We start from the raw sequence: 15,948 nt of genomic DNA, 5'->3' as shown, positions 1-15,948 counted from the left end.
GGGCCCTTATCACCGGGCACTCCCTGGAGTTCAAGCGTCCTCGCTCGGCCTCCAGACGGGAGCGTCCACTGGCGACGACGCGCTGCGCCAGCCACTGTAAGTCCTTGAACGGAAAGGCCCCTGGGTCCATTCAGGAAGCCCAGGCCCCGCCCGACCGGTCGGATGGTTTCGCCCTGCTCCGGGTGGGGCCGAGGCGTACTCCGATGGCCTCCAGTAGCGCGGCTCAGGGCACGAAGCGCCAGGTGCTCAACGCGGCGTCGGAGCCACCGGTGGTGAGGACCCGTGCGTCGGAGCGCCACGAGACGGTGATGACGTTGCCGGCGTGGGAGCCGACCACGGTCGACTCGAGGGCGGCGTGCGTGTCCCAGGCGAAGACCAGGCCGCCCGCTCCGCCTCCGGCGAGGTAGCGCCCATCCGGGCTCCAGGTGAGTGCGTACGGGGTGAGGTCCCCGAACGACACCTCGCTCAGGAAGGCGGACTGGAGCAGCTCACCGGTCGCCAGGGCTCGGACCTGCAGCCCGTCCTGCACCCCGAGCGCGAGCCGCGTTCCATCCGGGCTGAGCGCGACGGCCAGCGACTGCTGCTCCTTCAACCCGGGGTCCACCCGGCGCACCTCGCCCGTCTGACGGTCCCAGAGCTCCCACGTCATGTCGGAGTCCGCCGCCAGCAGGTAGCGGCCCTCCCCTGTCCAGACGAGGGCCTGCACCCACCGATTCGTCCGAGGGAAGCGGAACACCTCCGCGCCCGTGTCCAGGTCCCAGACCCTGAGCGTCCCGTTGCCGGAGAACTCGGGTTTCGACTCGGACACGCTCGCCAGGAGGCGGCCGTCCGGGCTGAACGCGACGCGGTGGACCGCGACGGACACGGGCTGCTCCGGGGTGCCATTCACGTGCGGGAGCGGCGGCCGCACGAGCGTGCCGTCCTCCGCGTTCCACACGCGCACCTGCCCGTCCGCGCCGCCGCTGGCGAGCCGGGTGCCGGTGGCGTCCCAGGCCAGGGCCCGGACCGCCTTGCCCTCGTGTCCGGACAGCGTGCGCAGCCCCAGGCCCTGCCGGTCCCAGAGGCGGACGAGCCCCTCGTCTCCGGACGACGCCAGCCGGTCTCCCGACGGGCTCCACGCGGCCACCTGCACGGTGTAGGCGTGAGGCAGCAGCTCGCGGGTGCTCACGGTGTGGGCCGCCTCGTCGAACGTGAGGACGTTGACGGCGGCGGGCAGCGCTTGCGAGACGACGAGCTCCGGCTTCGACGGGTGGAAGCGCAGCGTCTCGTATTTCGCTTCGGTCGTGCCGGAAGGGGCCGCTCCGCTCGCGTCCACCACCACGGCGCCGGTGTCGGCCGCGAGCACGAGCAGGGCGCCGACGCCATTCCCCACGCCGAGCCACCGCCCATCCCGACTCCAGTCCAGGAGCGCGACCGGGCCCGGCGTGGCGCTCCGGACGGACTCGAGCGCGTGGGTCGCCGTCGTGTGCACACGCACCTCGCGGTAGGCGCCCACGGCGTAGCGCGTGCCGTCCGGGCTCCAGGCGAAGCTGGCCATGTTCGTGTACAGCGCCTCCCGTCGCGAGGAGGTCGCCCCGTGGATTTCCACCCACGGCTGCCACCCCGTGCCCGTTTGGCCGAGACCTGACTCCAGCGCGATGCGGCTCCCGTCCGGGCTCCAGGTCAATCGCCGCACGGCGTCCACGCTCGTGAGCGGCGTTCCCCCACTGGCCCCGGTGCCGGAGTCCCAGAAGCGCACCGCGCGGTCCTTGGTGTCCGCGCTGGCGAGCCTGCGTCCATCCGCGCGCCACGCCAGCGCGCGCACCGCGCCGGAATGGGCCTTCCACTCCCGGATGACACTCCACGTGGCGGCGTCCAGCAGGGTGACGTTCCCATCCGAGCGCCCCGTGGCCACCTGGTCTCCGAGCGGACTCCAGGCCACCGAGGCGAAGTTCCGCTCCCCGCTGCCGGCGCTGAGTTCCTTCACCACGCGCCCGGTCTCCGCGTCCCAGACCCGGAGGCGGTTGATGCCCGAGGCGGGACTGTCGAGCGCGGCGAGCCGCGAGCCATCCGGGCTCCACACGGGGGATTGGGGCAGGCGCGCTCCCGTCCGGCGCCACTCGGCGGAGGACTCGGCCTCCGGGGCGAAGCGCGCCAGGCAGTACTCGCGGCTGGCGAGCTTGAACGTGTGGGGACCCTCGCGGCCCCGGGCATCACAGCCCATGCCCGCCCAGCCCACGAAGCGCCAGCCCGCCTCGGGCACCGGCTCCAGCGTGATTTCCGTACCGGTGTCGAACCAGCCGCGGCAGTTGGCCGGACAGTCGAGCCGCGCGGGCGTGGTCGTCACCCGCCCCCGGCCGAACACGTCGACCCGGACCTCGAGCCGGCTCGAGCCCTCTTGAGGAGGCTGGACGGTGTAGCCCACCGACATGGACCACGGGCCTTCCTTCCCCTGCGCATCCACGGCGCGGCAGCGGGCCTGGTAGGCCCCTACCTCGAAGATGACGCGCGCCTGCTCGAAGGCCGTGCCGCTGGGGACCTCGTCCGAGAAGTGCGTCGCGTCGCTGCCGTCACCCCAGTCGAAGACGTAGGTGAGCGCGCCGCCCCGCGAATCGTTGGCGACGCAGCGGAGCCGCACCTCGGAGCCGGGCTCGACGGACGTGGCCGCGACCTCGAGGCGGGCCTCGCCGGGGTCCGTCGGCAGCGGCGGTGGCCGGTCCCCGCTGTCGGAGCAGGCGGACACCACGCCCGCCGCGAGCACCAGGGAGAGGAGGACACGGATGCGCCCGGCGCGGGCGGAGGCCAGGGACACAGGAGGAAGGTTCATGGTTCTTTCCCGCACGCCCCGGCCCCGGTCGCGCGCGGGCCCTTGAGTAGCCGCGCCCCCGTGGGAAGTCAAAGGACACCATCATCGCGCAACCGCCGTCGGTGCCCGGAGATGGGAACGGCCGGACTCCCACCGGGAACCCGGCTGTTCCACTGCGCGGAAGGAAGCCCCGGCTCAGGGCGTGAAGCGCCACGTGCTCAGCGCGAAGTCGGTGCCGCCCGACGTGAGCACCTGCCCGTCGGGGCGCCACGAGACGGTGTTCACGTCACCGGCGTGGAAGCCGAGGACGCGCGAAGCGAGGTTGGCCGACACCTCCCAGACGAAGACCAGGCCGCCCACCCCGCCTCCAGCGATGCGGTTTCCATCCGCGCTCCACGCGAGCGCATACGGGGTGAAGCCCCCGGCGGCGTCCGCCCGCGCCGCGCCCGTCTGCAAGTCACGCACGAGCAGCCCGTCCGGCGTGCCGATTGCGAGCCGTGTGCCGTCCGGATGGAGGGCCACGGCCAGCGTCGGCGTGTCCACCCCGGGGTCCACGAGGCGCAGCTCGCCCGTCTGCGCATCCCACAGCTCCCAGCTCACGTCCGCATACGCCGCCACGAGGTACCGGCCCTCCGGCGTCCAGGCCAGGGTCCGCACCGCGCGGTCCTTGCGCGGGAAGCGGAACACCTCCGTGCCCGCGTCCACGCTCCAGACCCGCACCGTCCCCCCGGCAGCCGAGGCCGGGTTGAAGCCGGCATACGTCGCCAGCCGGCGGCCATCCGGGCTCAGCGCGACGCGGTGGACCTCGATGGGGAGTGTCTCTGCGGTGGCGACGTGCTGGAACGCCCGCACGAGCGAGCCGTCCGCCGCGAGCCAGACCCGGGCCTGGCCATCCTCTCCGCCGCTCGCGAGCCGGGTGCTGCTTCCATCCCAGGCCAGCGCGCGGACCGGCTTGTCCCCGTGTCCTGACAGCGTGAGCACGGACGCGCCCTGCTTGTCCCAGAGCTGTACGCGCCCCTCCCGGCCGCTGCTGGCCAGCCGCTCTCCCGAGGGACTCCACGCCACCGCCTCCACGGCGATGGTGTGCGGCAGCAGCTCGCGCTTGCGCAGGGTGTGGGCCTGCTCATCCACCGTGACGACGGCGACCTCGGTGGGCAGGTCCTCCACGACAACCAACTCCCCCTTCGACGGGTGGAAGCGCAGCCCGTCGTAGCCTCCGGCGCTGAGGACCGGGGGCCCGCTCTCGCGGAGCTCCGCCACCACGGCGCCGGTGGCGGCCGTCAGGACGACCAGCGTCCGCCCCGGGTCACCGACGGCGAGCCACTTCCCGTCCGCGCTCCAGTCCAGCAGCGTGGTCCTGCCCCAGTTGCCGCTCCACGTGGCCATGAGGTCGTGGAAGGTGCTGTCGTAGACCCGCACCTGGCCCTGGCCGCCCACGGCATAGCGCTGGCCATCCGGGCTCCATGCGACGCTGCTCACGTCGGTGTGCACCTCGTCCGCGCTGAAGCCGTTCGTTCCGTGGATCTCCACCCACTCCGAGCCCGCGGAGCCAGGGGAGCCCAGCTTGAGCGCGAGCTGGCGCCCGCCCGGGCTCCACAGCAGCCGCCGCACCCGGGCCTGCGTCCTTGAGGCCACCTGACCGGCGCCGGTCTCGGCCGTCCACAGCATCACCTGCATTCCCGTGTCTCCCGTGGTGGCGAGCCGGAGCCCATCCGGGCTCCATGCCACGGTGCTCACGTCGTTGGCGTGCGCCCTCCACTCGCGGACGAGAGCGCCCGTCGCCGCGTCCACCAGCGTGAGGGCTCCATCCCTGCGGCCCAGGGCCACCACGTCCGCCTTGGGGCTCCACGCCACGGACAGGAAGCTGCGCTCCCACGGGCCGGCTTCAATCGTCCTCAGCAGCCGGCCGCTCGCCACGTCCCAGATGCGCAGCCGGTTCGGCTCCAGGGAGGCGCTGATGGTGTCGAGCGCGGCGACGCGCGTGCCATCCGGGCTCCACTCGGCGGCCAGGGGGCGGCGCGCGCCCGTGCGCTGCCAGGCCGCGGCGGACTCCGGCTCCGGCGCGAAGCGCGCCATGCAGCTCACGTCCCGGTCGACCACGAAGGTGTACGGCTCCGCCTTTTCGCCGCAGCCCAACCAGCCCTCGAAGCGCCAGCCGGGCTCCGGCGTCGCCTCCAGGGTGACGGAGGTGGAGGCCAGGAACCGGAACTGGCACGTGTCCGTGCAGTCGAGTCCGGCGGGAGTGCTCGTCACCCGCCCCCGGCCGTACACCTGGACCCGGGCGTAGGGCCGCTTCGAGGCGGAGTCCGAGATGGTGTAGCCCACGCCCGCGGACCACGGCCCCTCATGCCCCTCCGCGTCCACGGCGCGGCAGCGGGCCTGGAAGGTCCCCTCCTGGAAGAAGGCCCGCTCCCGCTCGACGGGCTTGCCGCTGGGGGCCGCGTCCGGGACGTGCGCCACGTCGCCGCCGGCCCCCCAGTCGAAGTCATACGTGAGCGCACCCCCTCGCGGCTCCTCCGCGACGCAGCGGAACAGCAGCCTCACGCCAGTCTCCACGGGGCTGCCGACGACTTCGAGCCGGGCCGTGCCGGGCGCCGAGGCCGGCGGTGCCTCATCGCCGGAGCAGGCGGGCAGCGCGCCGGCCGCGAGGGCCAGGGTGAGGATGAAGAGGAAGCGCCCGGAGCGGGCCGCGGCCAGGGACAGAGGAAGGGTGTGCATGCGGTTCGTTTCCACGCGCCCCGGCCCCGGTAGCGCGTGAGCCGGTGAGTAGTCCGCCCGCCCGTGGGAAGTCAAAGGACACCTTCACCGCGCAACCGTCGTCCATGCGCGGAAACGGCAACGGCCGGGCCCCCTCTGTGGGAACCCGGCCGTCTTGCGCCGTGTGGCGCGTGCCGCTGAACGACTACTTCTTCAGCTTGCTCGCCATCACGTCGCCGAGGCGCGCCTTGGAGCCTTCCGCCTGCTTGCGGAGGTACTCGCGGTAGTCCTCGCCCTCGCCGATCAGCGCCTTCATCGACAGCGCCACCTTCCGGTCCGGGGTGTTGATGTCGATGATCTTCACTTCGACATCCTGGCCCTCGTTCACCACGTCACGCGGGTTCTCGACACGCTCCTCCTTCAGCTCGGAGACGTGGACGAGGCCCTCGATGCCCGGCTCGATCTCCACGAACGCGCCGAAGTCGGTGACCTTGGTGACCTTGCCCTTCACGCGGCTGCCCACCGGCAGGCGCTCGGACAGCGTCTCCCAGGGGTCCGGCTGGAGCTGCTTGATGCCCAGGCTGAAGCGCTCGTTCTCGACGTCGATGTTGAGCACCACCGCCTCGACCTCGTCGCCCTTCTTGAACATCTCGCCCGGGTGCTTGATGCGCTGGGTCCACGAGATGTCGGACACGTGCACCAGGCCGTCCACGCCCTCCTCGACGCCGACGAACACGCCGAAGTCGGTGACGTTGCGGATCTGACCCTTGATGACGGAGCCGATCGGGTACTTGTCCTCGAGCAGCGTCCAGGGGTTCTGCTCGATCTGCTTCATGCCCAGCGCGATGCGCTTGGCCTTCGGATCGATGTCCAGGACGACGGCCTCCACCTCCTGGCCGACCTCCAGGATCTTGGACGGGTGCTTGAGGCGCTTGGTCCAGGACATCTCGGACACGTGCACCAGACCCTCGACGCCCTGCTCGATCTCGATGAACGCGCCGTAGTCCGTGATGGACACGACCTTGCCCTTGACGCGCGTGCCGACCGGGTACTTCTCGTCGGCGCGGTGCCACGGGTCCTCCTGGATCTGCTTGAGGCCCAGGCTGACGCGCTCCTGCGTCGGGTCGAACTTGAGGACGACGACACGGACCTCGTCACCCACGTTGAACATCTCGCTGGGGTGACCGATGCGGCCCCACGACATGTCCGTGATGTGGAGGAGGCCGTCGATGCCGCCGAGGTCGATGAACGCACCGTAGTCGGTGAGGTTCTTGACCACGCCCTTGAGGACCGCGCCCTCGCGCAGGTTCTTCAGGGTCTCCTTCTTCATCTCCTCGCGCTGCTTCTCGAGGAGGACGCGGCGGGACAGCACGATGTTGCCGCGCTTCTTGTTGAACTTGATGACCTTGAACTCGAATTCCTTCGAGATGTACTGGTCAAGGTTGCGCACGGGGCGGATGTCCACCTGGGAGCCCGGGAGGAACGCCTTCACGCCGATGTCGACGGAGAGGCCACCCTTCACGCGGCCGACGATGGTGCCCTTGACGATCTCGTCGCGCTCGCAGGCGGCGCTGATCTCGTCCCAGATGCGCATCTTGTCGGCCTTCTCCTTGGAGAGGACGACCATGCCGGTGTCGTTCTCACGGCTCTCCAGGAGGACCTCGACGGGGTCGCCGGCCTTGACCGAGACCTCACCGCGAGGATTGGTGAACTCGGAGATCGGGACCTGTCCCTCGGACTTGTAGCCGATGTCGACAATCGCGAAGTCCTTCGTCACCTGGACCACGGTGCCCTTGACGATCTCCCCTTCCTTCAGGATTCCGTCGCCACCGCGCTCCTTGAGCGAGGCCTCGAACATTGCGGCAAAGTCTTCGTCGCCGCCGTCCATCCCGACCTGCTGGTTCACGTTCTGCTGCATGAAGTTGAAGTCCTTTGAAACGGTACAGCTGCCCCCTGATGGTGGGTAATACGGAGCAGCCTGCGGGGAGCAACGGGCCGCTGCGTTCGTCCTCCTCATTGAGGACTGGAATGTGATGGAAGCCGCGCACCCTAGACACCGATAATTCCGGGAGTCAAGCGAGGGCGTGCCCCATGTGCTGATCGGTGGATGGCCCACCCCGGACATGTCAAGCCCCGGGGCCGGTGTCCGGCCGGTTGGATTCCAGGCGGACGGACACAAATCCCGGCCGGATGGACTCTGCACCTAGTTAAGAACGGCCTCCCCCCCGCGCAGCCCTCCCGCCGCGAGCGGCACCCCGAGCGCCCCGGTGGCCCGGCTGGTGTGCGGACGTCCTCCGGCGGCCCGAAGCCGCTGGAAATCCCGTGGATTGCGACATTTTCCGGGCGCTTCCGTTCACGATTCGGGTGGAGGCCCGCGAGTCCAGTGACCGGCGTATGTCACGGGGGAGGTGCGCCCGGGGGGGTGAACTGTTCCCGAACGTCGGCGGCCGCGGGCCCCTCCCTTCTTTCCTTCCTGGCGCACGGGCACCCGGGCCCTTCTTCCGGGTGGGCAGCCGACCTGCATAAGCTCACACGTCCCCGTTGAGCCAGGAATCCGCGTGTCCACCCTCCTCTCCCCCGCCGTCCGCACGGACCTCGGCAAGCGCGCCGGTGTCACGGCCGGCCTGCTCGGCGTGCTGTGCATCCTCGCCGAGTTCTGCTTCCTCTTCCCGCACCTGCTGGTGACGAACGACGCCCGCGGCTTCTACGCCGACCACATCGGCGTGTTCCGCGGCATCCTCCAGGCCTCCATCATCCTCACCTTCGCGCTCGGCATGCTGAGCGTGCTCACCCTGCGCTCCAAGGCGCACGGCGGCATCGCCATGGCGCTGGCGCTGGTGGCGCTGCTGATGGGAGGAGCGGAAGCCGAGCCGCTCACCCACCAGGCGCGCGGCTTCAGCGCGGGGCTGGACTACTTCATCCTCGAGCTGCTGGTGCTGGGCCTGCTCTTCATCCCCATGGAGCGGCTGTGGGCGCAGACGGAGCAGCCCATCTTCCGGGTCGGCTGGCAGACGGACCTCAAGCACCTCTTCGTCAGCCACATGGGCGTGCAGCTCATCGCCTTCGCCACGCTGATTCCGGCGCAGGTGTTCTTCTCGTGGGCGGTGAAGCTGGACTTCCAGGCCGCGGTGGCCGCGCAGCCGCTGTGGCTCCAGTTCTTCGAGATCCTCTTCGTCATCGACCTGGTGAGCTACTGGATCCACCGCGCCTTCCACCACTTCCCGTGGATGTGGAAGTTCCACGCCATCCACCACTCCAGCCTGCACATGGACTGGCTGGCCAGCTCGCGCTCGCACCTGGTGGACGTGCTGGTGAATCGCACGCTGGGCTTCGTGCCCGTCTTCATCCTCGGCTTGGCCCCGCCCGCCATCTACGCGTACCTCGTCTTCGTGTCGTTCCACGCCGTCTACATCCACGCCAACGTCAACCACCGCTGGCCGGTGCTGCGGTGGGTGTTCGCCACGCCCGAGTTCCACCACTGGCACCACACGTCCGACGACGAGGGCATCGACAAGAACTTCGCCGTCTTCCTCTCCTTCATCGACTGGATGTTCGGCACGGCCTACCTGCCGGCCCACATGCCGAAGAACTACGGCACCACGAAGTTCCAGCCGCCGGAGACGTACCTGGGCCAGCTCGCCTATCCCTTCCAGAAGCACGAGGAGCAGACGCCGTACGGGTAGACGTCGCGGCTCCAAATCAACACGCAGCCGCCGTCACCCGGATGTTTCACGGCTGAGACATGGGCCGGAGCACCCGGAGCAACGCCTGTAGCCGCCCACGCTACAATCCCTGTCGCGGTGTTGCTCCGGAAGCAACAGCCCCGCTTGTACCAGGGCCTGAGAACGCAAGATTTGCCGGCGGAAGTTGCTGATCCGCCGGCCGGGCCCTTCGCATCAGAAGCTGCCGAACTTGAAGAACAGCGTGCCCGCGAAGTTGCTGAGGTCGCTGCTCTTCAGCCCCTCCAGGTCCACGCTGCCCAGGTACCGGTAGCTGATCCCCGCGCCCACCCGGAAAAAGCTCAGGACGTTGACCTCGGTCGTCACCGTGGGCTCCACCGCGAAGAGGGCGTCGAACCCCAGGGTCTCCTCTCCGGGGAACTCCCCATTACGTCGGCCCAGCCACCCTCCTCCGACGAGAAGGCCCACCGTGGAGTGCACCACGCGGTGAGGCGTGAAGACGTACTCCAGCCACAATCCGCCATACCCCAGGCGAAGATCGTAGCGCTCGTCCGTTCTGACGGAGAACGCCGAACGCGTGGGGATCAGGCCATTGACGGCGCCCCCCACCCCGAAGCGTCCATTGAGGAGCCATGCGCCGCGCCCACCTACGAGCAGCACGTTCGAGCCCAACATCCGTGAGTACGTCGCCGAAGGACCGCCGTAGCCCCCGTGCTCAAAGTCGCCCCCCAGCAAAGTCTGCTGCTCGGGACGTGACCCGGGCGATCCGTCAGTGGCACTTGGCACTGTCTCTGCATTGGCTGCGCCTCCAGCCAACAGCAGCGCGGCCATCATCCCGTAGGAACCCACAACTCGATGTTTCATGACTGCCCCCTCTGTGAGCCAACTGAACACCGGATGAATTCGAAGCTGTCACCCGGAAATAACGAAAAGCCGCATTGACCGACTATAAAGATCTGTTGTACTAAAAATTTATTGCGGGTTTGAGTCTGTCTATTAGGGGACCCGCAGGCGACCTGTCAAACATTGGGGAAGGTCGCAATTCAGAGGGGGAAGCACCATGGACGGGAGCACCGTCGAGAGCGGTATTGGTCTGTCTTCAGCTCAGAACTCGCAATCCCTGCTGGAGCCCATTGCAATCATTGGCATGGGCTGCCGGTTTCCCGGGGCGAGCCGGCCGGAGGCCTTCTGGAAGATGCTGACGGGCGGCGTGGATGCCGTCGGTGAGATTCCGAAGGACCGCTGGGACATCTCCACGTTCTACGACGCGTCACCCGACCGACCGGGGAAGGCGACCACGAAGTGGGGGGGCTTCGTGGATCAGCCGCTGGGGGCGTTCGACGCCCTCTTCTTCGGCATGTCGCCGCGCGAGGCGGCCTACCTGGACCCGATGCAGCGCTGGCTGCTGGAGGTGGCGTGGGAGGCCATGGAGGACGCGGGCTTCAAGCCCGAGTCGCTGGCGGGCAGCAAGACGGGCGTCTTCGTGGGCGCCTTCACGGTGGACGCCTCCATCTTCCAGCTCCAGCCGAGCAACGCGGAGCTGCTCGGGCCCCACAGCGGCACGGGCACGGCGATGACCATGGTGTCCAACCGCCTGTCCTACTGGTTCGATTTGCGCGGGCCCAGCGTGTCGCTGGACACGGCGTGCTCGTCCTCGCTGGTGGCGGTGCACCTGGCCTGCCAGAGCCTCTGGAGCGGCGAGTCCACGCTGGCCCTGGCGGGAGGCGCCTCGGCCATCTTCCAGCCCGGCTACACCGTGTCCGAGTCCAAGGCGGGCATGCTGTCGCCGGACGGGCGCTGCAAGACGTTCGACTCGCGCGCCAACGGCTACGTGCGCGGTGAGGGCGCGGGCCTCGTCGTCCTCAAGCCCCTGTCGAAGGCGCTCGCGGACGGCGACTCCATCTACGCCGTCATCCGCGGCACGGCGGCCAACCAGGACGGCCGCACCAACGGCATCACCGTCCCCAACGGGGAGGCCCAGAAGGCGGTGGCCCGCGAGGCGCTGAGGCGCTCCGGCCTGTCGCCGCACCAGGTGCGCTACATCGAGGCGCACGGCACCGGCACGCCGGTAGGCGACCCCATCGAAGCGCGCGCGCTGGGCGAGGTGTTCGGCCAGGGGCGTGGCGAGGGCGAGCGCTGCGTGGTGGGCTCGGTGAAGACGAACATCGGCCACCTGGAGGCGGCGGCGGGCATCGCCGGGCTCATCAAGGCGGCGCTGTGCCTCAAGCACGGGCAGATTCCGCCGCACCTGCACCTGCAGCGCACCAACCCCAACATCGACTTCGACGCGCTGAAGCTGCGCGTCCCCCGCGCGCTGGAGCCCATGCCCCAGGGCGACGGGCCGGCGGTGGTGGCGGTGAACTCCTTCGGCTTCGGCGGCACCAACGCGCACGCGGTGCTCTGCGAGGCGCCGCCGGCGCACCAGGCGGACACGGTGGCCCCGGTGCAGCCGGGGCCGACCCTGGTGACGCTCTCCGCGCGCAGCCCGGAGTCGCTGCGCCAGACGGCGTCGCGGTGGAAGGAGCTGGCGCAGACGAACGATCACGACGGCGCGCCCGCGCTGCGCGAGCTGGCGGGCGCGGCGGCCGCGCGCCGTCAGCATCACCCGCACCGGCTGGCGCTGGTGTCGGGCTCCTACCGCGAGCTGGCGGACACGCTGGGCGCATGGCTGGAGGGCGCGGAGCGGACGGGCCTGTCCTCGGGGCAGGCGTCGTCGAAGGCACGCGGGGAGCTGGCCTTCGTCTACACGGGCATGGGCCCGCAGTGGTGGGGCATGGGCCGGGCGCTGCTGGCCGCGGAGCCGGTGTTCCGGCAGGCGGTGGAGCGCTGCGACGCCATCCTGGGCCAGTGGACGGACTGGTCGCTGATGAAGGAGCTGACGGCGGACGAGTCCGTCTCCAAGATGACGGAGACGCGCATCTCCCAGCCGGCCAACTTCGCGGTGCAGGTGGGGCTCACGGAGCTGTTGCGCTCGTGGGGCATCCACCCTTCGGCCATCGTCGGCCACAGCACGGGCGAGGCGGCGTCCTTCTGGGCCTCGGGCGTGCTCACGCTGGAGCAGGGCTGCAACGTCGTCTACCACCGCAGCCGGCTGCAGCACCTGACGGCCGGCCAGGGCAAGCTGGTGGCGGTCGGCATCCCCTACGAGGAGGCCGTGACGCTCATCGACGGCTGCGCGGGGGTGTCCATCGCCGCGGTGAACAGCCCCAGCTCGGTGACGCTGGCGGGTGACCCGGCGGTGCTGGAGAAGCTGGTGGCCCCGCTGGCCGCGCGCGGCGTCTTCGCCCGGTTCCTCAAGGTGGACGTGCCGTTCCACAGCCACTACATGGACCCGCTGCGCGACGAGCTGCTGTCGTCCCTGGCGGACCTGCGCCCGGTGCGCGCGAAGGTGCCGCTCTGGTGCACCGTGACGGGCCAGCGCGCCGCCGGCCCGGAGCTGGACGCCCATTACTGGTGGCTCAACGTGAGAGACCCGGTGCGCTTCGCGCTGGCCGCGCAGAACATGATGGCGGACGGCTACCGCACCTTCCTGGAGGTGGGCCCGCACCCGGTGCTCGGCGGCTCCATCACCGAGTGCGCCCAGCAGCGCAACACGCCCGTGCGCACCCTGCCCACGCTCAAGCGCGGCGGGGATGACGTGCAGGGCATGCTGGGCACGGCCGGCGCGCTGTACACGCTGGGCGTGCAGCCGGACTGGGAGGGGATGTTCCCGGGCGCGGCGAAGCGCCCTGCCCGGCTGCCCTCGTACGCGTGGGACCGGCAAATCTATTGGCACGAGGCCGCGGAGTCCCGCGCCCAGCGCCTGGAGCCCATCACCCACCCGCTGCTGGGCAAGCGCCAGGTGGCCCCGGTGCCGACGTGGAAGGGCCAGGTGATGCGCAACGGGCCGACGTGGCTGGAGGACCATGCCATCCAGGGCGCGGTGGTGTTCCCCGGCGCGGGCTACCTCGAGATGGGGCTGGCGGCGCTGCGCGAGGCCACGGGACGCGCGAGCGGCCCGGTGGAGCTGCACGACATCCGCTTCCGCAACGCCCTCTTCCTGCGCGAGCCCACCACGCTGCAGACGGTGGTGGACACGGACGAGCCGCGCTTCACCGTCTACAGCCGCGCCAGCGCGGCGGACCCGAACTGGCAGCCGCACACCGAGGGCCGCTTCCGCGCCATTCCCACCCAGCCCACCGCGCCGGGGCGGCTGGCGGCGGTGCGCGCGTCCTTCGCGGGCGCCCCGGAGTCCGGCGCCGCGGAGTGCTACGAGCGGCTGCGCGCCCAGCACTTCGAGTACGGCCCTCGCTTCCAGGGCATCCAGAAGCTGTCCGCGCGGGGCGACGAGACGCTCGCCCTGGTGGAGCTGAAGGACACGGCGGACCTGGCCGGCCTCGAGCTGGCCCCGCCCCTCTTGGACGTCTGCTTCCAGGTGCTCATCGCCGGCTCGCTGGCGTCGGGCGCGAAGGAGGCCTCGCTCCCTGTCGGCATTGACAGGCTCTCCCTCTTCGGGCCGCTGACCGGACGGGTCTGGGTGCACGGCCGGGTGCGCAACACCAGCCGGCGGTCGATGACGGGCTCGCTGGACGTGTACGCGGAGGACGGGCGGCTGCTGGTCGCGCTGGAGGGCATCCGCGTGCAGTCGCTGGAGGCCTCGGCCCGCTCGCACGCGACGCCGGACATGTTCTACGAGATGACCTGGCACCCGCTGGAGAACGCCCCGGCCGGTGAGCCGGCGCGGGCCCCGGGGGCGTGGCTGGTGTTCGAGGACGGCCAGGGCCTGGGGGACAGGCTGGCCACGACGCTGGAGGCGGCGGGCGGCACCGTGGTGCGCGTGCGGCCTTCAACGGCCTACCGTGCGTCGCGGGACGGGCTGCGCTTCGAGCTGAACCCGGACAAGCGCAAGCACTTCGACCGGCTGCTGGACGACGTGGGCAGCCGCCTGCGGCCGGACGGCGTGCTGCACCTGTGGGGCCTGGATGCGCAGGCCACGCGCGAGCTGACCACGGAAGGGCTGATGGAGGCCCAGGGCCCCGGCCTGGTGGCGCTGATGCACCTGACGCAGGCGCTGCAGGCGGCGGCCTGGCCGAAGCCCCCGCGCCTGTGGGTGCTCACCCGGGGCGCGAAGCACGTGCCGGGTGACGTGCGCCCGCTGGAGGTCGCCCAGAGCCCGCTGTGGGGCTTCGCCAGCGCCCTCTTCCAGCAGGAGTTCCCGGAGCTGGCCGGCGGCGCGGTGGACCTGGACCCGTCCGAGTCCATTTCGGAGGTGGAGCGGCTCCTCGCGCTCCTCCTTCGCCCGTCGACCCACGACTCCCTGGTGGCCATGCGCGGCGAGCAGCTCTGGGGCGAGCGGATGGTGCCGGCGCCGAAGGTGGCCTCGGGCTCGCTGCCGGCGCAGCTGCGCCCGGACGCCACGTACCTCATCACCGGTGGCCGTGGCGGCCTGGGGCTGGTCTTCGCCCACTGGCTGGTGAAGCGCGGGGCGCGCCGGCTGGTGCTGGCGGGCCGCACGGCGCTGCCGGACCGGCGCCGGTGGCACATGCTGGACGCAAGCTCGTCCATCGGCCGGCAGGTGGCCGCCGTGCGCGAGCTGGAGGCCCTGGGCGCGAGCATCCACCCGGTGGCGCTGGACGTCACCGACGAGAAGCGCATGCGGGAGTTCGTCGAGAACTTCCGCCGCGAGGGCTGGCCGTCCATCCGGGGCGTCATCCACGCGGCGGGCGTCGTCCAGCCCCGGCGCTTCGCGGACCTGGAGTCCTCGCAGCTGCGCGACACGCTGGCGCCGAAGCTGGCCGGCGGGTGGAACCTGCACAAGCTGCTGGCGGAGGAGACGCTGGACTTCTTCATCCTCTGCTCGTCCGTCAACGCGCTCGGCTTCTCCATGGGCGTGGCGGACTACGCCGCCAGCAACTCCTTCCTGGACAGCCTGGCGCACTCCCGGCGCAACCAGGGGCTGCACGCGCTCTCCGTCAACTGGAGCGCCTGGGACGAGGTGGGCATGGCCAGCGAGGAGCAGGTGGCCCACGACTTCGAGCGGCGCGGCATCATCCCCATCCGCCCGGCCCAGGGCGTGGAGGCGCTGGAGCGCGGCCTGGAGCACGACCTCCACCAGGTCGTCGTGCTGGCGGCGGACTGGCAGCGCATCCTCCGCACCGGCTACCCGACGACGCAGCCGCCGGCCATGGTCCTCCCCATCGTCGAGCAGCTCGCGGCGAGCGCCCCGGCCCAGGAGGGCGAGGGACAGCAGGACGACGTGCGCGCGAAGCTCGCGGAGGCCGCGGACGACAAGTCCCGCCGGCAGGTGCTGGAGGACTTCCTGGCGGACACGGTGGCCCGCACGCTGCGGCTGTCGAAGGAGCAGGTGGACCGCCAGCAGCTCCTCCAGGGGCTGGGGCTGGACTCCATCGTCGCGGTGGAGCTGCGGCTCCAGATGGTGAATGGCCTGGGCGTGGGCCCCACCCTCATCGAGCTGCTGCAAGGCGCGAGCGTCACGTCGCTCGCGACCCTGCTGCTCTCGCGCCTGCAACCCGCCGCCGGAGCCACGGCCGCGCCCGAGCCGGCGAAGGTGGCACCGGCCCGCGTGGAGCCCGCGAAGGTCCAGCCCATCGCCGCAGCCGTCGCGGCCATCCGGGAGCTGCCGCCCGCGCCGCAGCCTGTCGCGGAGGTCGGTGACCTGGCGAACAGCCTGAAGGACCTGTCCCAGGAGGAGCAGGCAGCGCTGCTCCTCGCGCTGGAGCAGGAGCTCGTGCAGGCGGAGCACGCCGGCGGCGAGCGAGTGACCCACTAGCCGGGTCTTCCTTCCCC

At 70.8% G+C, this 15,948-nt stretch carries 6 protein-coding genes; 2 read left to right on the top strand and 4 right to left on the bottom strand.

What is annotated here, in order from left to right; genetic code table 11:
• Nucleotides 1-223: 223 nt before the first annotated feature.
• The 3 genes from ACX9TP_RS24195 to ACX9TP_RS24185 all read right to left on the bottom strand — a co-directional run bounded on the left by ACX9TP_RS24195 (nucleotide 224) and on the right by ACX9TP_RS24185 (nucleotide 7,400).
• Nucleotides 224-2,806: a WD40 repeat domain-containing protein gene (locus ACX9TP_RS24195; protein ID WP_482982096.1), complete on the bottom strand. Its 2,583-nt coding sequence runs from the start codon at nucleotides 2,804-2,806 to the stop codon at nucleotides 224-226.
• A gap of 174 nt (nucleotides 2,807-2,980) precedes the next feature.
• Nucleotides 2,981-5,503 carry a WD40 repeat domain-containing protein gene (locus tag ACX9TP_RS24190; RefSeq protein WP_482982095.1) on the bottom strand — a complete coding sequence of 841 codons (2,523 nt, stop codon included), beginning with the start codon at nucleotides 5,501-5,503 and terminating at the stop codon, nucleotides 2,981-2,983.
• A gap of 184 nt (nucleotides 5,504-5,687) precedes the next feature.
• Nucleotides 5,688-7,400 carry a 30S ribosomal protein S1 gene (locus ACX9TP_RS24185; RefSeq protein ID WP_482982094.1) on the bottom strand — a complete coding sequence of 571 codons (1,713 nt, stop codon included), beginning with the start codon at nucleotides 7,398-7,400 and terminating at the stop codon, nucleotides 5,688-5,690.
• A 640-nt stretch (nucleotides 7,401-8,040) separates the two neighbouring features.
• Between ACX9TP_RS24185 and ACX9TP_RS24180 the strand changes: the two genes are divergently transcribed.
• Nucleotides 8,041-9,165 carry a sterol desaturase family protein gene (locus ACX9TP_RS24180; RefSeq protein WP_482982093.1) on the top strand — a complete coding sequence of 375 codons (1,125 nt, stop codon included), beginning with the start codon at nucleotides 8,041-8,043 and terminating at the stop codon, nucleotides 9,163-9,165.
• Between the two features lie 213 nt (nucleotides 9,166-9,378).
• On the opposite strand, the gene ACX9TP_RS24175 is transcribed toward ACX9TP_RS24180, so the two are convergent.
• Complete coding sequence (locus ACX9TP_RS24175) at nucleotides 9,379-10,026, bottom strand: hypothetical protein (protein WP_482982092.1); 648 nt, start codon at nucleotides 10,024-10,026, stop codon at nucleotides 9,379-9,381.
• Nucleotides 10,027-10,222: 196 nt separating this feature from the next.
• On the opposite strand from ACX9TP_RS24175, the gene ACX9TP_RS24170 reads away from it, so the two are divergent.
• Nucleotides 10,223-15,931 (top strand): type I polyketide synthase, encoded by a 5,709-nt coding sequence (locus tag ACX9TP_RS24170; RefSeq protein WP_482982091.1) that lies wholly within the window; start codon nucleotides 10,223-10,225, stop codon nucleotides 15,929-15,931.
• Nucleotides 15,932-15,948 lie beyond the last annotated feature (17 nt).

The sequence above is a fragment of the Pyxidicoccus sp. M15 genome, from assembly GCF_056858435.1.
This window is presented reverse-complemented; position numbering and strand designations above follow the sequence as displayed.

Bases quoted from the DNA above. Each gene is read 5' to 3' on its own strand.
- ACX9TP_RS24195 (WP_482982096.1), bottom strand. From the start codon at position 2,806: ATGAACCTTCCTCCTGTGTCCCTGGCCTCCGCCCGCGCCGGGCGCATC.
- ACX9TP_RS24190 (WP_482982095.1), bottom strand. From the start codon at position 5,503: ATGCACACCCTTCCTCTGTCCCTGGCCGCGGCCCGCTCCGGGCGCTTC.
- ACX9TP_RS24185 (WP_482982094.1), bottom strand. From the start codon at position 7,400: ATGCAGCAGAACGTGAACCAGCAGGTCGGGATGGACGGCGGCGACGAA.
- ACX9TP_RS24175 (WP_482982092.1), bottom strand. From the start codon at position 10,026: ATGAAACATCGAGTTGTGGGTTCCTACGGGATGATGGCCGCGCTGCTG.
- ACX9TP_RS24170 (WP_482982091.1), top strand. From the start codon at position 10,223: ATGGACGGGAGCACCGTCGAGAGCGGTATTGGTCTGTCTTCAGCTCAG.